At 58.8% G+C, this 21,176-nt stretch carries 20 protein-coding genes; 9 read left to right on the top strand and 11 right to left on the bottom strand.

Annotated features, from left to right (window positions below; translation table 11 throughout):
• A partial coding sequence (locus B9A23_RS20875) for a Ros/MucR family transcriptional regulator (protein ID WP_176218114.1) occupies nt 1–250 on the bottom strand: 250 nt, incomplete at its 3' end.
• A 445-nt stretch (nt 251–695) separates the two neighbouring features.
• Entirely contained in the window at nt 696–1,049 is a 354-nt protein-coding gene (locus B9A23_RS22540) for a hypothetical protein (protein WP_139797622.1), read from the bottom strand.
• A gap of 319 nt (nt 1,050–1,368) precedes the next feature.
• On the opposite strand from B9A23_RS22540, the gene B9A23_RS20870 reads away from it, so the two are divergent.
• The 6 genes from B9A23_RS20870 (at nt 1,369) to B9A23_RS20855 (ending at nt 5,563) form a co-directional block, all read left to right on the top strand.
• On the top strand, nt 1,369–1,563 hold the full coding sequence (locus B9A23_RS20870) for a hypothetical protein (protein WP_084281268.1): 195 nt from the start codon (nt 1,369–1,371) through the stop codon (nt 1,561–1,563).
• 1,043 nt (nt 1,564–2,606) lie between these two features.
• A complete protein-coding gene (gene yhhA / locus B9A23_RS23465; RefSeq protein WP_368655952.1) occupies nt 2,607–2,780 on the top strand; it encodes a YhhA family cyclophane-containing RiPP in 174 nt (57 codons plus the stop codon).
• Complete coding sequence (gene yhhB / locus B9A23_RS20865; RefSeq protein ID WP_084281267.1) at nt 2,777–3,928, top strand: cyclophane-forming radical SAM/SPASM peptide maturase YhhB; 1,152 nt, start codon at nt 2,777–2,779, stop codon at nt 3,926–3,928. Before yhhA (B9A23_RS23465) ends, yhhB begins: the two co-directional genes overlap by 4 nt.
• Before the next feature lie 11 nt (nt 3,929–3,939).
• Nucleotides 3,940–4,110 carry a YhhA family cyclophane-containing RiPP gene (gene yhhA, locus B9A23_RS23005; protein WP_176218113.1) on the top strand — a complete coding sequence of 57 codons (171 nt, stop codon included), beginning with the start codon at nt 3,940–3,942 and terminating at the stop codon, nt 4,108–4,110.
• A 3-nt stretch (nt 4,111–4,113) separates the two neighbouring features.
• Nucleotides 4,114–4,722: a cyclophane-containing peptide 2OG-Fe(II) oxygenase YhhC gene (yhhC, locus tag B9A23_RS20860; protein WP_084281264.1), complete on the top strand. Its 609-nt coding sequence runs from the start codon at nt 4,114–4,116 to the stop codon at nt 4,720–4,722.
• Nucleotides 4,703–5,563 (top strand): aKG-HExxH-type peptide beta-hydroxylase, encoded by an 861-nt coding sequence (locus B9A23_RS20855; protein WP_084281263.1) that lies wholly within the window; start codon nt 4,703–4,705, stop codon nt 5,561–5,563. The genes yhhC and B9A23_RS20855 overlap by 20 nt, the downstream gene beginning before the upstream one ends.
• Here the strand turns inward: B9A23_RS20855 and B9A23_RS20850 are convergent.
• From B9A23_RS20850 to B9A23_RS20835, 4 genes are all read right to left on the bottom strand, one after another.
• Complete coding sequence (locus B9A23_RS20850) at nt 5,555–6,658, bottom strand: HEPN domain-containing protein (protein ID WP_084281262.1); 1,104 nt, start codon at nt 6,656–6,658, stop codon at nt 5,555–5,557. The genes B9A23_RS20855 and B9A23_RS20850 overlap by 9 nt on opposite strands.
• Before the next feature lie 39 nt (nt 6,659–6,697).
• Nucleotides 6,698–7,474 (bottom strand): HNH endonuclease family protein, encoded by a 777-nt coding sequence (locus B9A23_RS23000; RefSeq protein WP_084281260.1) that lies wholly within the window; start codon nt 7,472–7,474, stop codon nt 6,698–6,700.
• 3 nt (nt 7,475–7,477) lie between these two features.
• Nucleotides 7,478–8,860 (bottom strand): AAA family ATPase, encoded by a 1,383-nt coding sequence (locus tag B9A23_RS20840; RefSeq protein ID WP_084281259.1) that lies wholly within the window; start codon nt 8,858–8,860, stop codon nt 7,478–7,480.
• Between the two features lie 490 nt (nt 8,861–9,350).
• Nucleotides 9,351–10,592, bottom strand: a complete 1,242-nt coding sequence (locus tag B9A23_RS20835; protein WP_084281258.1) for a toll/interleukin-1 receptor domain-containing protein — start codon at nt 10,590–10,592, stop codon at nt 9,351–9,353.
• A gap of 468 nt (nt 10,593–11,060) precedes the next feature.
• On the opposite strand from B9A23_RS20835, the gene B9A23_RS20830 reads away from it, so the two are divergent.
• Entirely contained in the window at nt 11,061–11,966 is a 906-nt protein-coding gene (locus B9A23_RS20830) for a tyrosine-type recombinase/integrase (RefSeq protein WP_084281257.1), read from the top strand.
• A 3-nt stretch (nt 11,967–11,969) separates the two neighbouring features.
• Complete coding sequence (locus B9A23_RS20825; RefSeq protein WP_084281255.1) at nt 11,970–13,163, top strand: IS91 family transposase; 1,194 nt, start codon at nt 11,970–11,972, stop codon at nt 13,161–13,163.
• Nucleotides 13,164–13,840: 677 nt separating this feature from the next.
• Here the strand turns inward: B9A23_RS20825 and B9A23_RS20820 are convergent.
• The 5 genes from B9A23_RS20820 to B9A23_RS20805 form a co-directional block, all read right to left on the bottom strand.
• Complete coding sequence (locus tag B9A23_RS20820) at nt 13,841–15,007, bottom strand: IS91 family transposase (protein ID WP_254895227.1); 1,167 nt, start codon at nt 15,005–15,007, stop codon at nt 13,841–13,843.
• A gap of 31 nt (nt 15,008–15,038) precedes the next feature.
• Complete coding sequence (locus B9A23_RS20815) at nt 15,039–15,953, bottom strand: tyrosine-type recombinase/integrase (protein WP_084281252.1); 915 nt, start codon at nt 15,951–15,953, stop codon at nt 15,039–15,041.
• Between the two features lie 223 nt (nt 15,954–16,176).
• A complete protein-coding gene (locus B9A23_RS22530; protein ID WP_139797621.1) occupies nt 16,177–16,860 on the bottom strand; it encodes a hypothetical protein in 684 nt (227 codons plus the stop codon).
• A gap of 17 nt (nt 16,861–16,877) precedes the next feature.
• A complete protein-coding gene (locus B9A23_RS20810) occupies nt 16,878–17,201 on the bottom strand; it encodes a hypothetical protein (protein WP_084281251.1) in 324 nt (107 codons plus the stop codon).
• A 63-nt stretch (nt 17,202–17,264) separates the two neighbouring features.
• Nucleotides 17,265–17,687, bottom strand: coding sequence for a helix-turn-helix domain-containing protein (locus tag B9A23_RS20805; protein WP_176218112.1), 423 nt, complete (start codon nt 17,685–17,687; stop codon nt 17,265–17,267).
• 420 nt (nt 17,688–18,107) lie between these two features.
• Here B9A23_RS20805 and B9A23_RS20800 point away from each other — a divergent pair, with 420 nt between their 5' ends.
• Nucleotides 18,108–21,011 carry a hypothetical protein gene (locus tag B9A23_RS20800; protein WP_139797619.1) on the top strand — a complete coding sequence of 968 codons (2,904 nt, stop codon included), beginning with the start codon at nt 18,108–18,110 and terminating at the stop codon, nt 21,009–21,011.
• Nucleotides 21,012–21,176 lie beyond the last annotated feature (165 nt).

Below are 21,176 nucleotides of genomic sequence, written 5' to 3'. Positions count from 1 at the left end.
TGAGCTTCTTGCCGTCTTCGAGGCAGACGATGTAGTCGGGCTTGATCGAAGCGCGGACCGAAACTGCCGGTTCCGGGCGAACTTCTTCGACTTCGGCCGGCTGATCAAGGCCGGCAAGGGCCCCGTAGACCTTGGAAATGAGCGTAGGAAGATCGCCAACAGCAACGCTGTTGTTGCTGACATGGGCGGCAACAATATCAGAGGTTAAGGTAATAAGCGTTTCGCGCGTGGCGGTAAAATCATCGGACATGTAAAGAGCGACTCCAGATCTGCTTTTTGACTTTGAAGCTTTAGTATTATGCTGAAAATTTGGCCTTTGCCAGTACGCATCAATATCTCTTCCAACATCCTCGAAGATCTGGCTGTGATGCGATCACTGGGTGCTGTGGGTGTTGAGTCTTGTCCGCCAAGGATTTTCCAGTGGGGCGGCCCAGGTCTGGTTGGTGCTGATACTTCATTGAAGGGAGTGAGAAAGTAGTACCATCTATGCACAATGGCAGTGGCGAGGGCGGCTTACCCCTTTACCCCAAGTTTCTTTTCCAGTGGCGTTGCCTGCCGGACCACCGACAGATAGCAGGTCTATGAAGTCCGCCCGTCTGTAGCCTTGGCGGTGCGGACTTCAACATTCGAAGGCTGCGAGGGTGGCTTCGTGGCTATCCCTGAGCGTGTAAAAGGCTTATTCAGCCTTTAACTTCTCAAGGATAAAGTGGGCTTTTCGGATAAAGTGCGTGAGCGAAGTTGCTTGCTGCAGTTTCGATACCATTTTCGCGGATGTCCGTTTTCAGGACTTCAAGAAGCTCAATGAATTCGTCAGCAGGTGTCTTTTGCAAGGCGCCTAGCACCATGTCGTTAAATTTGAAATATGACCATGACTCCCAGTAGCCTGGACGGAAACAGTGCCTGCCAGTTATATTTTTGTGGACAATAGGGTCTTGTCGCGGCCGACTGAAAGCTTCTGCATAGCCCGCGGCAACAGCTTCAAGAACCGCTTCTTTGTCAAAACCTGCTTTGGCACGAGGTTTACGGCGCGTAGTCTTTTTGTTTTCCATTTGTCACTCCAATCTGCTTCGAAGTAATCTGCTCGTGGGACGAGCTATCTCGGAAGGCAAAAATCACCTTTGCGGCACGCTTCGATCATCCTGCCACGATGGGCGGCGCGCAGTGTCTGACGAAGCGGTCCAACTTCACGGACGCACCTGCAGTTGTCAGGTTGCGGAAGCCCGGAACATTTGCGCGATCAGGTCGGCAGGGCGGAAGCGTTGTATGATTTGCAGCCAGCCAAGCATCACAAAGGCAGCGCTCTCGTCGCCGTCTTCGAGACAAAAGTAGGGATCGTTTCCGGCGATCTCTTTGTAGCAAGCGTTGCCTATGAGCCAATGGAAGGCCTTGGAGCGCTCGCCACAAATCGATCAAGATCTCAAGGATCTGGATGAGCGTCAGCAGTCGGTCCGTGCTTGCATCCGTATATTGCCTGTTCGGGCCTATACCGAGCATGCCCGGAAGGATATTGCCGCCGCCAAACTCCTCGATGGCGAGATGCTGGAAGTCATCGAGCAGCTGTAGCTGCTCAGTCGTAAGCTTGCGGTCGATCGTTTCGCTCATGACGGCCTCCCCGTCACCGCGAAATGTGGGGCAATTTGGCAGGTTGGGCTGAGGTTGGCCGCGTCTAGCGGGCTCCCCGCTGATACAGGTAGATCAAACTGAGAAGGCATTACCGGCGCTCCTTTTTCCGAAAGAGGCGCCGGTCAAGCCGGGTGTTCGAAACCTGCTTACAGACAGGCGCATGCGCCTTTATCGGCAGAGCCGACTGGACATGCGCGCATGCCACCCGGCCACCAGAATTGGAGACCGAGTCTTGTAAGCAGAGGTTTCGACGCCTCTGCGCCGGGACTGACCGACGCACCTTTGAGGCTTCCACAGCAACGGTGAAATGGCAAGGTGGGGCGCTTCAGCTATCCCCATCCTTGATGGCTGAAGGCTCGACTGAAATGACCGGGGTTGCGGACTGACCGGAAGGGCGGCTTATGGTCGGCGAAACCGGGATAGCGGCCGTTGAAAGGAGGCGGCATCAGCGGTGGCTGCCGACCACCTTACGTCGTTCGCCGATCGGGTTTTAAGCGGCAGCTTCCGTCTAAAAGCCTATTCACTCAGCCTAAAGCCGTCTTTCAGTAATGCGCCCGCATTGCAGCCGCTCAGGGTTTTCGAAGCCGTGCCTTAAAGCGGTCGTCAGTCGGTCGGGGTCCGGCAGCGGTCGCGGCGCTCCCGAGCTCCGTTAAACGAGACTTGGTGCGCCGAGGAGACCGCCGACCACCAGCAGGAAAAATGAAACGCGGCCAACAGATCATTCTAAATTAATCATCAATAGTGATAATGCTCATGTACGCAAAAAATTAGCTACTTTTATTTTTCACTAATTTTTCCATATTTAACTCAAAAGCTCTAATAATTATCTATATTTCGGTTTAAAATATTATAGTTTTATTTATTACCCCTAATCTGAAATTTCAGGAAGGCATTCGCATCTAAACAAGAACCTCGCGAAATTTTGACGTATTCCCATAACCCTGCTCTGGTCAAGCTCGGGCGCTACCGCTACGGTGGCGGATATGAGCGGATTGTCAGGGACTAGAGTCATGCAAGTCGAAAAGCGCGCATCCGTCGCAACTGATATCGTGTTGAGCAGCACCGCCCTCACGCGCGTTATCGCCGAAGTTCGTGCCGGGGCCCCGCAGCCTGTCATGGCGGCGTACAACCGGACCTATAACCGGCACAATCGGTGAGCTTCGCGAGGGGTGGCGTTCACCAGCTCGACACCGTCCTTCTCAAGGTCGCGAGCCGGTGCAATCTCGATTGCAGCTATTGCTATGTTTATCACATGGGTGACGAGGCGTGGCGTGACCAGCCCAAGCGCATGTCTGATGCGGTGGTCGACCAGATCGCCGCGCGTCTGGCGGCGCAATTGGCAGTGCAGGAGGCGCCGTTCAGCGTGGTGCTGCACGGCGGCGAGCCGTTGCTGCTGGGTGCCCGTCGGCTCGAGCGAACCTGCGAGACGCTGCGTGCGGCGCTGCCGCATCCGTGCGGCATCCACATCCAGACTAATGGCGTCCTCCTGAGCGACGCGATCATCGACATCTTGGTGCGCTATGATGTCGGGGTCTCGGTCAGTATTGATGGTCCCCAAGCGGTGCATGATCGCTTCCGCCGCGACCATCAAGGCAAGGGATCGCATGCTCAGGTCAGCGCCGGCATCGCGCGGATCATGGCGCGCGAGGACGCCCGGCCGCTGCTTGCAGGCGTGCTTGCCGTGATCGATCCGCAGAGCGATCCGGCCGAGGTCTATGCTGCGCTGAAGACCACTGGCGCGCCGAGCTTCGATGTGCTGCCACGCGATGGCAATTGGGACACGCTTCCCTTTGGCAAGGCTGCGCCCGATAGCGTCGAGTTCGGGACTTGGCTGTCCGGTCTGCTCGATGCTTATCTTGCCGATCCCACTCCCCCGCGCGTTCGCCTCCTTGACGATATGCTGCGTCTGACCCTGGGCGGTTTTGCGATGAAAGAAGGGGTAGGCGGTGCAGATTATGGCATCCTCGTCATCGAGCCCGACGGCAGCGTCGAGAAGAATGACACCCTCAAGGTCGCCGGCAGCGGGGCCGATCGCTTTGGCTACCGCTGGTCGGTATTCGAGCATAGCTTCGCCGAGATCCTCGGCAGCGACGAATTCCTTGCTTACTATCGCCAGCAGCGTCCTTACGCCGCTGTCTGTGCCGCATGTCCGGACCTTGGCATCTGCGGTGGCGGGATGGTCGCGCACCGATGGAGCAACGCGCGCGGCTATGACAACCCAAGTATTTTTTGCGCGGATCAGCGCTTGGTCATTGCACGTATGCGCGCGCTGGCCGATGCCGCGAATGCCTCGCAGGCCGCCTGAGGAGAATAAGCATGCGTATCGATCCCGTTGTGAAGTCTATGGAAAGCGCGGCAAGCGAGCTTGACCTGCCGATCCAAAGCGTCGCGCTGCAGCGCCTGATCGCCGAAGTGCGCCGGTCAGACGATCCGCATGTGTTCGACGCGACCGCATATAACCGCACCTACCACCGCCATAATCGCTGACCCATGGCGATGCTTACGACGCACGACCCTTATGCGCCGCTCAACCCTGCGGAGTGCGTCGAGCAGCCGTTCCGCTATTTTTTGGCCGAGCGCTGCCTCGCTCCCGAGAGCGCGGCGGCGTTGCTGGAATGGCTTGAGATCGACGCGCCATGGACCCTCGTCGAAACCGATTTCTACGAGCAGTTCGAGTTCGATTTGCGCGATGTCGTGCTTCCGCCCGCGCTCGCCCCGCTGGTCGATCCAGCAATGCTCGACCGGCTGCGCCACAAGATGGAAGCAACGCTGGGCGATTCCTTGAGCGAACATGTCGAGGTCGTTGCGCACCGGCTCGATCCGGGCCAGCGGATCGGCATCCATAACGACATGCGCGAGGGCGGTGAGACCCACCGGCTGACCGTCCAGCTCAATCGTGGACTTGCCGACGAGGATGGCGGGTTCTTCATGCTGTTCAACAGCGACAATGCCGAAGATATCCACCGCATCCTCCGCCCGGTCTCGGGAAGCGCGATCGGCTTCGCAATCGGCCCGGATTCGCATCACGCCGTCTCACGCCTTCATAACGGCGTGCGCTACACCTTGGTCTATTCCTTCCATGCCGCTGGCAGAGCTTGACCTCGAGGCGGCGCTTGCTCCGCGTATCGCTTCGCTTGAGCCGTGCTGGTTCGCCGGTTTGTCCGGCGCACTGGTAGATCGCTTCTGGGCCAAGCCGCGCACCATAGCGTGGGCGCGCTATTCGACGGCGTCATGGTTGGGCGAGCCAAGTGGCGGGCCGCGCATCGCCATCCCCGGGGCGGCCGACTGGTGCCTCGAAGCCTTGCCCGCGCGCTTTGCCGGGCGCTTCGAAGCCGCGGCGGTCGCATCGACCGCCGCGGCGCAGGCCCTGGCAACGGGGCTGGTCTGTCTGGAGGCTGGCGGTGCTCGCGATACCGTCGCTTCGCTGATCCGCTCGGTTCATGCGGTCGCAGCGCGCGGTCCCGGCTACGATTGCAGCCATTCCGAGCCCGATATTCCGTTTTCGGTGCTGGTCTCGATTCCCTTGGGCGAACGCTATGCGACGTTGCGCCTTGCTGAATCGCTGCTGCATGAGGCGATGCATCTTCAGTTGACCCTGATCGAGGGGCATCTGCCAATCGCGACCGACGGTGCGGTTGGCGCGGCCTACTCGCCCTGGCAGCAACGCCTGCGCCCCGCCAAGGGACTGCTGCACGGGCTTTATGTCTTCGCCGCGATCGATGCCTGGTTGGCGGCGGTGCAGGATAGTGCTGCGATCGGCGCTTCCGATCGCCTTTATGCCGAGCGCCGCCGGGCTGAAATCCGCGAAGAGATCAGCATGGTATCGGACCTGCCGACATCGATTGGCTTGACTCCATTTGGGCGCATCTTGGCGGCCGGGTTGCTGGCGCGGCTTGCGGTCGCTGGCGCGGAGGGCCGCAGATCGGTGCAGTCAGCCTGACGCCGTGGCGGTATCGCTGGAGGGCTTTTCCGCTTCGGCAAGCGACGCGGCCGGCGCGGGCAGGTCGGCACCCAGCTTCTCGGCGCATTTCAGGAGAACGACCCGCGTGATCCGTTCGAGCCCGATAAAGGTCGGTGCGCGCGCGAGCATGTCGATCATATTCTTGTCAGGCAGATAGGGTCGGCCATTTTGCCGCTCGGCATTATCGAACCGCGGCGCCACCCAGCTGCCAAAGCTGGTGCCGGTGTGGACATATTGACTTCGCAGATCATAGGCGGCGGTCGCCGCACGCGGAAAGTCGGCGGCTTGGAGCGCGTCCCAACCGCCGCCCGATTCGGTGCGCTCGAAAAAGCCGGGATCGAGATGGGTGTGGATCAGCGCGGCAAATCGTCGACGCAATTGCCGCATGCGTTTGCTGAACAGCCGCACGATCCGCTCGCCCTTGGGAACATGCTGCCTGATCTGCTCGAACGCGGTGCGGATCGCCGCTTCATGCTCGATGCCGTCGAGCGGCGCGATCTCGGCTAGCCGTTCGCAGGCCGTGACCAGATGGAGATAGGCGATCTCCGCATCGCGACCGACGGTGCGCAGCGAGCGCGCATAGAAGATCGCAGCCGTCTGGAACGCTGCGCTCAATTTAAGATCAGCCGGCTCCTCGACGATCAGCCGCTGAAATCGTGCGAGTTCGCGCAGGTCAAGCGCAACGGGATAGTCGGCGCGTAATTTCGACCCGTGATAGGGTCGCGCCCTGTCGCATGGCTCGCTCGCGCGATCGAGATTGGGAACATAGAAGCTCCCGGTCATCTCGATCGCGCCATGATGGTCGAAGCGCTTGCCGAACAGGACCGCCATCAGCGCGCACATGAAGTCGCCGGTCGGCGAATAGTTCGGGACCACGACCCCGGCGGCCTTGCTTTGTGCCTCGGTCGTGAACGACAGTACGAAATGGCTGCGGAAGAGCGAGGAATGCGAGTCATGCCGCTCGCGGTCTGACCAGGCATGGGTGAGGACGACGTCGTCAGTCTCATATTCCGCAATGAAGCGCGCCGGGCTCGATAAGAGCAGTTTCTGGACGGTTTCGCGTGGCCGTAACATGGGATGCTCACTTTGCGGGGCGCCGGTCAGGGCAGGGCACTAGGCGTTACGCGCGATCGCCGGCGCCCACCCTTTGTCGGCAAGATAGTCGCGGTTCATCGATGTGAAGATCGCGGTCGGCTCGAGTGCTGCATGGAGTTGCGCGAGCGCATCCTCGCGATCCTCGGCATGGGCGCGGCCCCGTAAGGCCGCCAGCCGCAGCATCGCGTTGAGATGTTTGATCTGGCTGAGCCTCGGGCGTTCAAGATCAGCGCGGTCGAGCTTGAGCACGCGTATAGTCGTCGCGCCGCGCTCGGTCTTGGCGACCGGGGTCGTCAGGTTGAAACCGATATGCTCGCGTGGATCGTCGCGCGATGGATCGACCAGTTGCGCGCCTTCGAGGTTGCGGCCGGGCAGATCGATCGCGCGGTGGACGGGATCGGCGACCGGAAATTGCTCGCCCTTAGCCGAGGCGTTGCACATATAGCAGGCGAAGGTGAGATTGCTCCAGCGATAGGCCAGCCAGAAATAGCCCGGATAGACGAGCGGCTCGCCGCGCGCCTGCTGCACGCGCGCCTTTGGCCGGAAATGCTCGACGTCGCCCGGATAGTTGCCGGCGAAATAGTTCTCGCAGAAGCAGCATTTGTCGAACTGCGCGGCTCGCAGCCGCGCCTTGATTGGCTTGGCGCCATAGACGCTTTTGCGGAATGCCAGCGGGTGCGCCTTGGATTGGCCTAGCAGCGGGTCATCCGCTCGCGCCTGATACAGGGCCTGAGTGGCGGCCTCGCCGTTGGGGACAAAGCCGACACAGCCGGGCGGACGCTGGATCCGGATCATCGCTCAGTCCGTCAGCAACCGCCGTGCCGAGCGGCGGATGACGCGTATCGCGGTGTCGTCGGCCGGCGCATCTTCGGTCGGCAACTCTAGCATGCGCGCTTCGATCGCGCGCAGCTCGCGGCGTTCGTCAGCGCTCAGCCGTGCCTTGCGGGCCAGTCGGGCCTGGGTCGCGAGCAGCGCGTCGAACTCCGGCGGCCAGGGGGATGCCAGGCCGAACAGGTCCGAGGTGACGATCTGGTCGACGCGCCAGTCGCGGATCGCGACCGGATCGTTGACGATGATCGAATGATCGCCCTCGCGGATGACCACCGCGAGATTGGCGTCGAGAAACGCCTGAGCCATCAGCGGGCTGTGCGCGGTCGCGATGAACTGCACATTGGGGAAGTGTTCGGTCAGCAGCGCACGTATTGAACGCTGCCATTTGGGATGGAGGTGCAGGTCGATCTCGTCGATCACTACGATCGCCGGAGCGTGCAGTGGGGCCTTGCTGGTCGGATGTTCCGCGAACAGCCGCATCGCGATGTCGCCGATCCACGCCATCATCGTCTGATAGCCATAACTCAGCTGCTTGAGCGGAACCGCGCCGTCGCGGGTATGGACGAACACGCCTTGCCTGGTCTTCTCGCCGATCGCGGTCGCACCCTGGATGACGATATCCTTGCTTGAGCGGACCTCGGGCAGGAAGGCGGCGATCGTCTCCACCAGCAGCTCCTTCTGGCGCTTGGCGGTCACCGCCTTATCCGGCAGCGAGGCATGATGGAGATGGAGCAGCAGTTCCTCGGCGTCAAAGAGCTCGGCCTCGGATTCAAGTAGCGAATCCGTGCTCTCGGGCACTGCGTCGAGATCGAAATTGCCGACCCCCATGTGCCGCCCGGCGCCATAGGTCAGGATTAGGGGATCCTTGAATTTTGTCTGGCCATCCCACTGCGATTCGAGGATTGGGCCGCTCTCCGGCCAGCTTGAGGTCACCAGATCAAGATTGCGGCCTTCGGCGTGTCGAAAGGTGACTTGGGTCGTGAGACTATCGACGCCAGCATGCTGGTCGAGCATCGCATCGGCAACGAAGGTCGCACCGGCCACGCAGTCGGTGGCGCCGGTGCGCCGGAGCGAGAAGATGGCATCATTTTCGGCCCAGGCAATGCGGGGTTGGAGGTAAAGGTTGGGTTCTTCCTCGCCTTCGCCGGTGTCGCTATTGAACACTGGCGTGAGCTGGGTCAGGCATTCTAGCAAGGTCGTCTTGCCGACACCATTGTCGCCGAGCAGCAATGTCCAGCGCGCCGGATTTCCTTTTTCGTCGGTCAGGTCGAGGCGTTGCGCGCCGGCGAACGATTTGACGTCGCGAAGCTGAAGTTGCGTCACAAAGGTCGCCCGCCGCGATCGTGCCATTGCCTCTGCCCTACCCTCGCTAGTCGACGCCCTGTATCGGCCCAAGCCGCGTCATCGGCAACTGCCGCACAAATTTTTTTAGCCGGAAGGCCGCGCGTGATTCCTGCCGCACGCCATTCGCAAAGAAGAGGACGCTCTGCTACTACCGCCGTGCGCAAAAATCGAAGGTAGGTCGACCAGCGCGCGAATCCGGGCCGATGTCTGGAGCAACATTACGCGGTCATGCTGGCACGTTTGATGTCTGCTTTTCTGATTTGGTCGTCGAAGGCTGTTAGCCCGCTTACGGCCCATTCCCTGTTATCTTGCGGTCGGGTCCTGGCAGATGGCGAATGACCGCTGCTGGCTGATCTCGCCGTTCGCTGAGTCGCTATGGATGGGCAGAAAAGTCCCAGACCAAGTCCTTCGCCCTTCCCGAGAGCCTGATGAACCAACGGCAGGAAACTGTAACCCCAAACTGAAGCGCGAATGTCTGGGTCGTCAGCGGGCAGCGTCAGAGACTTCTCACGAAACGCAGTAGTTCATCACCCATCAGGAAGCCACAAGGCCAATAGCCATTGCCGCCTGAGTGTTCGATGGGCTGGACTATCCGCGCTGAGACCAGATAGGCGGCCGCCGCGTTGAAGCGGCGGGCCCCCCAGCCAAGCGCCTGATCCACCTCCTCGGCATCGGCCTGGTCGGTGTCGAGATTGATGAGCCGAACCGCGAGATCACGGGCGTCAATCTCGGGATCCCAGTCCATGAATACGCCATCGAATGTCGCGAACAGGTCGCCCTTCGGCCAGATATGCGATTCTCCGCCGACATTATCTTCCTTTTCCAGAAGTCCGGCGCCGACAAGATCGAGCACCCCGATCCGCACATCAGGCATGGGCAGTCCGGTCGCCACTTGGATCGCCGCATAATTAGCCTGCGGATCCATCGATTGGCCCTGCTCACTGTTGCGCACGAAAAATTCTGCGACGACGCGCGCAGACGATGACCAGGTGGAGCCAGACTCGTGCTGTTGCACATAGCGGGGTGTCTGACCGAGCGGAGGCTTTCTGCTGACGCCGAAAATCTCAGCAGCCAGCGCTTCGATGCCGTCTTCTCCGGGGCGATATTCGGGAGTGAGCCGGGTCTTGAGAAACCGCGATACAGACGACAATGGCAGGTCATGGCGCAGGCCGATGAACTTCGCCGTCCCTTCCACCGCGCTCATCAGCCCGGCGTCGATTTCTTCATTGACCCACGGCTTGGCAATCGAAGTCCCGGTCAGCAGGACGACGAAATGCGTACAGTTGCCGAGGCCTTCCTCCATCTTGCGACGCAGACTGTCGCCATATCCGATTTCCCAATTATCATACCAAACATCGATACCGCGCTGCATCAAGCCTTCGGCCAGAGGCTTCACGATGGGTTTGTCTTCGGATGCGTGTGCGAGATAGACCAGTCGTTCGCGATCTGCCGGTTCATTCATGCCGTGGACTTCTCCTCTGTCGAGCCCCAATCTTTGTTCCAGCGCCCGCGCGAAAGCAGGCGACCCGCTGGTGAAGACGGTCCAGCCCTGTTTCCCGATGCGTCGCACGAAGACCGGTGTGTGTTTACCGGTCTCTGGATCGACGACCGAAGCCGCCTTGCCGTGCACCTCTTCAGCAAAGCTATTCATGACCTCGTCGAGCGCATCATCCATCATGCCCTTGAAGAAGTCTCCGCTGGATATCTTGCGGCCGCCACGCTGGAACTCGATCGCCATGATGCCCCCGTCAGTAAGCTATTCGCAAACCGTCATCATCGCTATGCCATAGGCGCCGATGACATTCGATCTCTTTTTGTTCTTTTTGGAGATGTGCTCACTAAGGCGTATCCCCCGGCAGCGGGCGGCCACGCTCAACGTCGCCAGGCCTCACCGGGCTGACGGAAGGGCCTGACTGGCTTTCCGTGGCTACGAAACTTGCTGCTTGGAGTCGCTGGGAGTTCGAAGGAATGACCGCACTGAACGAAGGGCGGGTTTCAACGGTGCTCTCGGAGCCGGTGAACGGCGGCTATTAAGGCGGCAATTGCCGGTAGCCTTGCCGGTTCCGTAACGGTCGCTCGCGACCAGAGCACGAACCCGCTGCGCGGGAGAGTCGCTTGGGGTAATGTAGCGTAGTATTGTTCAGGCTTTGCGAGCGGCGATGTCGCCTGGCGAGCGTGGAGTTCCTTCAACGGAAAGGGACTCACCATGGATACTATCACGACCGCAATCCCAACCCATTCGCTGCGTGAGCGGATGTTGCAGGACATGACGATGCGTGGCTTCGGGGCGCACACGCAGAATGACTATATCCGACATGTCCGGAACTTCGCCGCGTTTCTCGGCCGCCCCCCGGACACGGCTACGGTGGAAGACCTCCGGCGTTATCAGGTCGACCAGCACGAGCGCGCCGTGGGGCCGGCCACGATCAATGGTGCCGTGTCGGCACTGCGGTTCCTCTTCGGGATAACCCTCAGGCGGCCGGAGATGGCGCTAGGGCTGGTCGTCGTTCGCTTCACACCCAAGCTGCGGGTGGTTTTGAGCGTCGAGGAGACAGCGCGGCTGCTCGAGGCAGCGCCAGGCATAAAGTACAAGGCAGCCCTCAGCGTTGCCTATGGCGCGGGCCTGCGGGTCTCGGAGGTCGCCCACCTCAAGGTCGATGACATCGACAGCACCCGGATGTTGATCCGCGTCGAGCAGGGCAAGGGGCGCAAGGATCGTAACGCCATGCTCTCAACGCACCTGCTGGACTTGCTTCGACAGTGGTGGCGCGAAGGCAAGCGGCGCGGGGTTATGTTGCCGCATGGTTGGTTATTCCCTGGCCGTAGCGGCACGGATCCAGTCTCGGCTCGCCAGTTGCACCGGGTCGTGCAGGAATCGGCCGAGCGCGCAGAGATCCACAAGCGGGTAAGCCCGCACACATTGCGCCACTCGTTCGCTACTCACCTGCTCGAGCAGGGTGTCGATATCCGCGTAATCCAGGTCTTGCTCGGACACGTGAACATCAACACGACTGGGATCTATACTCAGGTTTCCAGCAAGACCATGCGGGCGGTGGCCAGCCCGCTCGACCAGATCGTTGCCGTGATGGAAGGCAGGGCACCTCCCGGTTGAACCGTGCGCGCCTCACTCGAGGTCGCCGACATCTTCCACAGCGCCGGGCCCGCCTATCGCGCAGCCCATGCCGGGCATCTCAGCATCGGCCAGCTCAAGGTCATGACGGCGATCGAGAACTGCCGCACCGCCGCACTGGGCGGTCACGTCGAAGCCTGCGATGATTGCGGGCACTGGCGGATCGCCTACAACTCCTGCCGCAACCGGCACTGTCCCAAGTGCCAGGGCGCTGCTGCGCGCACCTGGCTGGCCGCGCGCGAGGCCGATCTGTTGCCGGTCGGCTACTTCCACGTCGTGTTCACGGTGCCTGCCGAGATTGCCGACATCGCCTGGCAGAACAAGGCGGTGGTCTATGACCTGCTGTTCCGCGCCGCTGCGGACACGATGCTGACCATCGCGGCCGATCCCAAGCACCTCGGCGCGCGGGTTGGGATCACTGCCGTGCTGCACACATGGGGATCGGCGCTGACCCACCACCCGCATGTGCACATGATCGTACCTGGCGGCGGCATCGCGCCCGACGGTACGCGGTGGATCTCGTCACGCCCCGCCTTCCTGTTACCGGTGCGCGTGCTGGGCGCGTTATTCCGCCGCCTGTTCCTCACTCGCCTGTTGGCATTGTTCGATGCCGGCAAGCTCGTCTTCTTCAGCACCTTGGCGGGCCTAGCGATACGCAAGGTCTTCCTGCGGCATCTGTCCCCGATCCGGAAGAAGCGCTGGGTGGTCTATGCCAAGCCGCCCTTCGCCGGGCCGCAGGCGGTGCTGGCCTATCTCTCGCGCTACACCCACCGCGTCGCCATCTCGAACCGGCGGCTCATCGGCTTCGACGAGACCGGCGTGACGTTCCGCTACAAGGACTATCGCCGCGATGGCGCCGAGCGCCAGCAGGTCATGACGCTGGCGACCGACGAGTTCATCCGTCGCTTCCTGATCCACGTCCTGCCGCGCGGCTTCCACCGCATCCGGCATTATGGCCTGCTCGCCTGTTCAGCGCACAAGGACACCATGGCGCTTGCACGCAGGCTGCTGGGCGTCGCTGCACCTGCCGAGGAGCCCGAACCCGGCGAGCAGCCCGATCATCGCCCGCCATGCCCATGTTGCGGCGGGCACATGACCATTATCGAAACCTTCGCTCGCTGGTGCCAACCACGCGCACCACCAACCGCAGCATTCCCAGCCCAGAGACACGCGCCATGATCTGGCATGGCCCATCCTGCATGACGGTCACGCTCATGGCGCATTGGCCGATGACCCAGCGCGTACCCATCCCGGAATTACGTCGGGCCCAGGGCAAAGCGAACTTCATAACAGCCGTCGCTCGCGGTCTGACGCTGCACGAAATCACGCTGATCCGGCCGGCGAGTACACTTCCGAAGCGGAAGCGCTTACCCTCCAGAACCATCCCAAAGTCGCTTTACCCATAGACCAGCGCGTGGGGCCCGCGGGTTCCTGCACTGGAGGCTTTCGTACGCAAGCGCCCGAAACCCTTCACACACCAAGTCCTCCACCGTTCCCAAAAGCCCAATGAACCAACGGCAGGAATCGATCACGACAAACTGATGCTCGAACGTCCGGAATTGCTAAGGTTTTCGGGCGCTTGCGTACGAAAATCTGTGAGGCAGGAACCCGCGGGCCTCGTGCGCTGTGCTATGGGTAAAAGGGCTTTCGGATGGTCTCAGACGGGGGTGGCGCGTCGATGCTACGTGAGGCGAGGCTTGCGTAATCGGGTGTCTTGGGCACGAACGGCGGGCCGGCGCTATCCATTGGAGCCGAATATCGGGTGATCTGTGCAATGTGCCGGGGGCCAGGCACGAGGGATCCCGGTGACCGCAGCGTGTGCACTGCGGTCATCATGCATTGTGGTGCATGCCGGGTCATGGCGCCAACTCCCGGATCTGTGCGGAGGGTTGGGGCGGTGCGCGCGGCTGACACGAACGCGCGAAGGTCTCGATGATGGTCATGTGCCAACCGCAGCATGGGCACGGCGGACGCGTATCGACAGGCGCATCGGGTCCGGGATCTTCGAGTGATAGTGGGGCATCCAGCAGCCTGCGGGCAAGTTCGAGACTCTGCTTGCGTGCGGCGCTCGACAGCAGGCCATAATGGCGAATGCGGTGGAAGCCGCGTGGCAGGACGTGCAGCAGGAAGCGGCGAATGAACTCGTCGACACTGAGCGTCATTACCCTCTGACGCCTAGGCCCGTCGCGACGATAGTCTTTGAAGCGGAAGGTGACACCGGCCTCGTCGAAGGTGATCAAGCGACGGTTCGAGATAGCAACACGGTGGGTGTAGCGTGCGAGGTAAGCCAGCACTGCCTCGGGGCCAACGAAGGGTGGCTTGGCATAGACCACCCATGCCTTCTTCCTGACCGGCGCAAGGTGCCTCAAGAAGGCACCGCGGTTGGATAGATGGGCCATGCTGCCAAAAAAGCACAGCTTGCCCGCGTCGTAGAGCGCCAGCAGCCGACTAAGAAACAGGCGGCGGAACAGCTTGCCCAGCACCCGGACCGGCAGGAGGAAGGCGGGGCGCGAGGATATCCAGCGCGTGCCATCCAGCGCGATGCCGCCACCCGGCACGATCATGTGAACGTGCGGATGGTAAGTCATCGCCGAGCCCCAGGAATGAAGGACTGCGGTGATGCCGATCCGTGCGCCAAGGTGCCTGGGATCAGCGGCGATGGTCAGCATCGTCTCGGAGGCGGCACGGAACAGCAGGTCATAGACTATAGCCTTGTTGTAAAAGGCGATGTCGGCGACCTCGCCGGGCAGTGTGAAGACGACATGGAAATAACCAACCGGCAGCAGATCGGCCTCGCGTGCGGCCAGCCATGTACGCGCCGCAGCGCCCTGGCAGCGAGGGCAGTGCCGATTGCGACAGCTATTATAGCTGATCCGCCAGTGCCCGCAGTCGTCGCAAGCTTCGACATGACCACCAAGCGCAGCGGTGCGACAGGTCTCGATAGCCGACATGACTTTGAGCTGATGAAGGCTCAGATGTCCGGCATGGTCGGCCCGGTACCTTGGGCCGGCACTGCGAAAGATGTCGGCGACCTCGAGGGAAGAGCCCACGGGCTCAGCCGGGCGGCGATGTTCGCTCTGAGCCTTCCATCAGCGCAATGACCCGATCGAGCGGGCTCGCCACGGCCTGAATAGTCTTGGTAGATACCTTGGTATAGATTGTGGTGGTCTCAATATTAGCGTGCCCCAACAACACCTGGATCACGCGGATGTCGACATCCTGCTCAAGCAGATGGGTCGCAAAACTGTGGCGCAGGGTGTGCGGGCTGACTCGCTTCTTGATGCCGGCGACCTCGGCCGCCTCCTGAAAAGCGCGATGCAGCTGCCGTGAGGAGATCGGATCTGTGTAGCTGCGTCCCGGGAACAGCCAGCCGTGCGGGAACATGACTCCGCGCCTCTTGCCCTCGTGCCACCAGAGCCTCAGCAGTTTCAGCAGATGAGGTGAGAGCATGGCATTGCGGTCCTTGCGGCCTTTGCCCTGCTCGACGCGGATCAGCATGCGCTTGCTGTCGATGTCATCAAGCTTGAGATGCGCCACTTCCGAAATGCGCAGGCCCGCGCCATAGGCCACTCCCAGCGCCGCCTTGTACTTGATACCGGGCGCTGCCTCGAGCAGGCGCGCGGCTTCTTCAACCGTCAATACCTGCGGAACGGTCTGTGGGCGACGTACGGGAACGAGACTGCGCGCAAGATCCCGCCGGCGGAGTGTTACGCTGTACAGGAACCGGAGCGCGGACACCGCACAGTTGATCGTTGCGACGCTTGCGCCATGCTCATGTTGAGACAGCTGAAATCGACGCAGATCCTCGGCCGTTGCGGTGTCGGGTGGGCGGCCCAGAAACGCGGCGAAGCGCCGGACATGGCGAATATACCCCTGTTGAGTATGCGGCCCGAAACCTCGCATGAGCATATCATGCTGCATACGCTGGCGAAGCGGGTTGACTGGGGCGGTCGGCGAAACGGTGTTCATGACAAGTTCCTCTCAGTTGAAGGAACCTGCAGGGGAGCGCTGCTTACTTCTCCCCGCTCAAAGACCCTGAATTACTACACCACATCTCCGCACGCGACTCTCCCACGAAGTGGGTTCGTGCTTTGCGGCGCCAATCGACGTTTCCGCTTACGCTCGCTGAAAGGCAGCAGGTCGACCGTATGTGTTCGCAGCAATAGGTGAGTTAACTACCAAGAAGACATTGTTAACTCCCGAAACTAGGTAGTGATATGAGGTCCATAAGACAGATAAGTTTATCTGGTTCATTTGGCGGCGAAAAAGCTTCATAGACGTCGATTATATTATCTGGAAGGATAGGGATTTCCACCGTAAATGCACTGCAAAATAATATACCGTAACGCCCCTTAATGGCATTCTTGTTGGCATGGTGTGCTTGAATTACCTCCGAATCATGGATCATTAAATCGCATATCGCAATTCGAGCGCGTGTATCGCATTTTTTCCACGCTAGCTCCGCGTACATCAGCCCGCGTTCGCCGTAGATATCTCGAATGACTGGTGCTGCCTTCTCAGGAACACCAAACTGGAAAACTGTATAAAGAAAGTCCTTTCCGTCTATCGCGACATTGTGAATCGGACTTTCAAACTCAACAATAACGGGACAACGCTCTGTTGGTCGGCTATGACGCCAAGCGTAATAAAGTGCGCCCTCGAGATTGCCACAGGCACATGCTGCAGGGACGCCAGAAATTTCCTTTGGGCGGGTGTCGTCCAAAGATAGGTTGATTTTCTTTATTAGTCCCCCGTCTGGCCTGAAGTGTTCTGTTCGCCAGTTCCAGATGTTGCTGACGATACCCTTTTCCCGTATTTGCCGCAGAACCCCTTCACACTCAGTAGATGCTACAGACAGACCTCTATAGAATTTCATAGTGCCCCAAAAATGAACTAACTGCTTAAAATCAGCAGAACTCGCTCGAATTCGTCAATCTCATCATGACTTAACGTCGAACTATCCCTATCTGCGAAATGAATGTCGAACACATCCCGCATAAATTCGACAAATTTTTTCACTTCCTGTAGGCTTTCGGATGTAAGCTTGTCGCTTGCCAAATCTTTGGCGAATCTCAGCTTAGCCATGCTGTCAACATCCAAGCCTACCGCACGGAGGTTAATGCGACGCCCTATCGCCAACTGCCTGAGTCCTGTTGGAAAGAAATCTAACAGACGTAGAAACGCGCCAGCCTTCCCTTCAGTTGACACGAAGCCCACCGCAGTGTCTCGCCGCAGTCAAATTTTGCAATGTGGCTACGTTGCACAAGCCCATGTGTAAGTTCATTCAGCGCTACTATCAAGAATTTGAAGAATCTTGGAGAGTTGCGCAATACTCACGACGGCGTTGTGCTGTATTAACGCTTCTATAACTAACTGAGCACCAGGCTGCACAATAGCGTTCATCTTCACACGGTATCGGCCGTCGAATTGCTTCTCGATGGCGAAACCTTCGGCAAGATCTTGTGCTCCTGGCCGCAGGTCTCTTTGGACAAGGACATCTGCATCTAGATTGAGCGCTTTAGCTATGGCCACTAAGCTCTTTTCACTTAGCAGGTTTTTGCCCAGAGCTGCGCGATTTATCGTGTAGGTCGGCAGGCCGGTTGCATTTGCGAGATCGAGCTGGCTCCAGCCCCGAGCGCGAAGTGCTTGAGTGATCAAGTCAGCTTGTCTCTGCTTGGCCGTGTCGCGGTTGGTCTGGGTCAAAACTTCGGCAACCACAATGTGTCTCGCTATTTCGTAGCCGCGATTTGATCCCCCGTGTCCCAAAAGTCAACGAGGGCAGGGAGGCTATCCTACTAGCATTTTCGGCCGCTCTCCGACCCAAAGAGAATGCGAGCAACTTGCGAACGATGTTTATCGAACTGACAATTTCCGTGGGACAAGCGTGAAATTTTTACAGCTTTTGACAAGGGCGCAAACCTATGGAGCGTTTCCGATGAGAAGGTGCGGAATTCCTCGTTTCTTGGGCTTTCCAGCTATATCATACGTTTCCCTTGAGTGGCGTCGTCAACAAGGTAGGCGCGATTCAGAGCCGGAAATTTCGTATTGAGATTAAAAAACCGATTGCACGACGCTTGCGATTGAGTATTTTTGTGCAATCAAAACACAAACAAGGATTATGCGGTGGCACATAATTTCGGACATAAGGAATCTAAGCCTGACCAGAAAATGGGCAGGAAGTTGATGTGCTTAGATGGCCCGAGAGCGGCCATCCGTGATTGGGCTGAAAATTTGGCGTCAAAGGGGCTGGGCGTGCCGGAGAGCACCGGCAAGCGTGGTGCGCCAAATTGGAAGCAGATTGAACAGGACCTTGGCTTTCGCAGCGGGCTTTTCGCCTTCAAGGTAGAGCTTAAGCAGAGGATGTATAAGGTCGCTGAAGAACTCGGTTTGATGAAGACGAGCGAATACTGCGAGGCGATGGGCCTGCCGATGAAGTCCCCGCACCGGAACAAGGGGCGGGAGTTACTCTGTCTTGATGACCATATCACAGCCATTACCGCTTGGGGTACCAAGCTGGCTTCCTTGGGCTTGGGGGTGCCGGAAAGCGAACGCAAGGCGGGGGAGCCAAATAAGTCTTTGATCGAGCAGGAGCTCGGGTTCCGGGAGAAGATCCTTAAGTATAAGCCGGAGCTTTTGGCCCAGATTGGCAAGCTGGCTGAAGAGCTGGGCTTTGTTAAGACGGTCGACTACTGTGCGAAGATGGGCTTACCTGCACGGCGTGGTGCGTTTGCGGACCGTGCGGAAGCGAAATCCCAGAAGCTCGATGCACTTCTGAACGAGAAGTACATATCGCAGTCGGCACCGCTACCCGAAGCGATGCGTGCGCTTGGAAAGCCTGCCTATCGTGAAATCCTGCGCGAGGCAGGGATCAACTTCTATGGCTATAAGCGGGACCTTCAGTTTCTGCGCCAGATCGACGAAGCCGCGTATCTGGTCGGCATCGGTAAGGATGCGTTTCGTCCAGCGCGCGTTGCCGAGCCCACGTTCGGGGATCTGCTGCGGCTCGGCCAAGTTCGGTATCAACACGATCTTGGGGCAAAGGCCGCTATCAGTTGGAAGCGGTTCGAGAGCGCACTTCGTCGTTTCATGAAACTTCGCGATCTCACCGAACTGGATTTGTGTTCAGATGTTATGGTGCGGCTGCCGCAGTTTGTCGAAACGATGGGGAAAGCTCACTTTCAGAACAGTGAGACCCGGCGGAGGTGGCTAGCAAATATGGCCATTTGGCAGAAGTACGCGCGTATGCTCATGGTGCCCGTCGGCGACGCAGCCATTCCTTCCGGCTTCAACGCAGCTTTGACATACCTTCTCCGTGTCAGGAAATTCGAGAATGTTTATGACGCGTTGAAGGAAGGTGGTTTGGACTATGTCGCCCGACGCCTGCCCGTTTGGTTGAAGCTCGATCAGGAACCGATCAAAGAAGATGTTTCGGTCGTTCATGATCTTGAACGCTTTCTCGAGGTGCCAGTTGGCACGCTTGTCAGCCGCATGCGGACGTCTGTTCATAGGACTCGTCAAGCCTTCCCAGAGCGGATCTGGCCGCCCTCTCTTGACACCGCCAAGCTTCGCGCACTCGCGGCGCCGCTCCTGCCGGCAGACTTTGCAAGCCTGTCCGAAGACGAGCGTGAGAAGTTGGGGCTTTCGATCCGTGAAGAGGCTACAAACACGACGGAGTACCGTATCGCCCATCGAGCCAGGAAGCGTTGGCGCATTAAGCCTACTCTTGTCCTGCAAAATGAATTCGATGCTCTGCACGAGTACAAGACGTCGAAGTTTCCTGCTCACCCTCGCGAGAAACGTTGGCGGGAACCCTCATTCCAGATGTATACAAACTGGATTCTCGAGTTCATGAGCTTTCTTGCCTTATCACCGGATGAGGGGGGGTGCGGCGTTGAGGAAGCAAGCCTCACTGTCGCGCTGCTTGCGTGTCTGCCGATCGTTCGCCGGTTTTTGCAGTGGAAGTTTGATCAGACGGCTGACGAACCGCATACCGGTGTTTCATCATTTATCGGCGTTGTTGCTCATCTGACCAATCCGCTAGTCCCGCAGGATCGGCGCACACAAGCCCGGCGTCCAGAGGTGGTGAAGGGCTGGCTACACTATCGACCCGATCTCGCAGCGCATTTAGTTTCAATTCCAGCGCTGCTCTGTGCGGAAGAGATTGAAGTGCTTAATTCTCCAGAGGGCTGGTCTAAGAACCTTTGCGAAGTTAATGAGTTTCTCTGGAAGACGTTCTACGAAAACACATTTGTTAACTCACGAAATCCTTTTGAGGCGATTGAGCCTATTCTTGACATGGATCGTCCACGTGATGTGCTGATTGATTTGCTTGACGAACTGCGGCTTGAGATGGGCCACCATAGCCCTTACAGGCGTGCTATTGCCATGCGGCGGTACGTGGCAATCATGATTACGATACATACGGCCCTTCGAGTGCGAAATGTCGCAGAGCTGACTATTAACTGTAAGAAAGCGAAGTTCTACAAGCGAGGCAACCAATGGATTATTCGCATTCCTGCGCGTGAATTCAAAAATGAGGACGGTTCATTTTTCAAGAACGGTGGCAATGCTTCTGCCGGCGAAAATGATTTCATATGTGCTCTTCCTTTGGAGGAAACGGCTTACATTGACGATTACGTCAGTGTTGCCCGACCATTATTGATGACCGGAGTGAAAGAGCACGATCGTCTTCTGGTTACCCGTTCCGGTTTGCCGATTGACGGTGAACGCATTAGTCGTGACATGGATTTTGCAACGTGGAAGCATGTTGTTCATCATGAGGTGACCGGCTCTGGAATTGTGGGAGTCTGTAGCTTCCGAACGCATGCAGTGCGCGATATAACGGCGACACACATTCTTAAGCAGACCCACAATATCGACATGGCTGCAGACGCTCTGCAAGACAACCCAATGACGGTGAAAAAGCATTATGCGAGCTTTTTCACCGAAGATAAAACGAAGAGTGTGATGAGCTTTTTGCAAAGTGACATGCATAAGCGGCCTAGCGATCCACAGATTGAATTGTAGCTTGCGCAAGGCAGCGCGACTACATGTCGCGCTGCCTCAGCTATATAAACATTCTACAAAAACGCACCCTGACCCAAGTTGGACAGTGGCCTCGGAACATGCGTAGAACATTGCTTCGCAAGTGATTGAATTTGTGTGGTGCGGGTTTGGCGCTGGAAAGGGGTG

This window comes from Novosphingobium sp. B1, assembly GCF_900176395.1.
GTDB lineage: Bacteria > Pseudomonadota > Alphaproteobacteria > Sphingomonadales > Sphingomonadaceae > Novosphingobium.
This window is presented reverse-complemented; position numbering and strand designations above follow the sequence as displayed.

What these genes read in the sequence shown, in the direction of transcription:
- B9A23_RS22540 (WP_139797622.1), bottom strand. Translation starts at nt 1,049, where the DNA reads ATGGAAAACAAAAAGACTACGCGCCGTAAACCTCGTGCCAAAGCAGGT.
- B9A23_RS20870 (WP_084281268.1), top strand. Translation starts at nt 1,369, where the DNA reads ATGAGCCAATGGAAGGCCTTGGAGCGCTCGCCACAAATCGATCAAGAT.
- yhhA (WP_368655952.1), top strand. Translation starts at nt 2,607, where the DNA reads ATGAGCGGATTGTCAGGGACTAGAGTCATGCAAGTCGAAAAGCGCGCA.
- yhhA (WP_176218113.1), top strand. Translation starts at nt 3,940, where the DNA reads ATGCGTATCGATCCCGTTGTGAAGTCTATGGAAAGCGCGGCAAGCGAG.
- yhhC (WP_084281264.1), top strand. Translation starts at nt 4,114, where the DNA reads ATGGCGATGCTTACGACGCACGACCCTTATGCGCCGCTCAACCCTGCG.
- B9A23_RS20855 (WP_084281263.1), top strand. Translation starts at nt 4,703, where the DNA reads ATGCCGCTGGCAGAGCTTGACCTCGAGGCGGCGCTTGCTCCGCGTATC.
- B9A23_RS20850 (WP_084281262.1), bottom strand. Translation starts at nt 6,658, where the DNA reads ATGTTACGGCCACGCGAAACCGTCCAGAAACTGCTCTTATCGAGCCCG.
- B9A23_RS23000 (WP_084281260.1), bottom strand. Translation starts at nt 7,474, where the DNA reads ATGATCCGGATCCAGCGTCCGCCCGGCTGTGTCGGCTTTGTCCCCAAC.
- B9A23_RS20840 (WP_084281259.1), bottom strand. Translation starts at nt 8,860, where the DNA reads ATGGCACGATCGCGGCGGGCGACCTTTGTGACGCAACTTCAGCTTCGC.
- B9A23_RS20835 (WP_084281258.1), bottom strand. Translation starts at nt 10,592, where the DNA reads ATGGCGATCGAGTTCCAGCGTGGCGGCCGCAAGATATCCAGCGGAGAC.
- B9A23_RS20830 (WP_084281257.1), top strand. Translation starts at nt 11,061, where the DNA reads ATGGATACTATCACGACCGCAATCCCAACCCATTCGCTGCGTGAGCGG.
- B9A23_RS20815 (WP_084281252.1), bottom strand. Translation starts at nt 15,953, where the DNA reads ATGAACACCGTTTCGCCGACCGCCCCAGTCAACCCGCTTCGCCAGCGT.
- B9A23_RS22530 (WP_139797621.1), bottom strand. Translation starts at nt 16,860, where the DNA reads ATGAAATTCTATAGAGGTCTGTCTGTAGCATCTACTGAGTGTGAAGGG.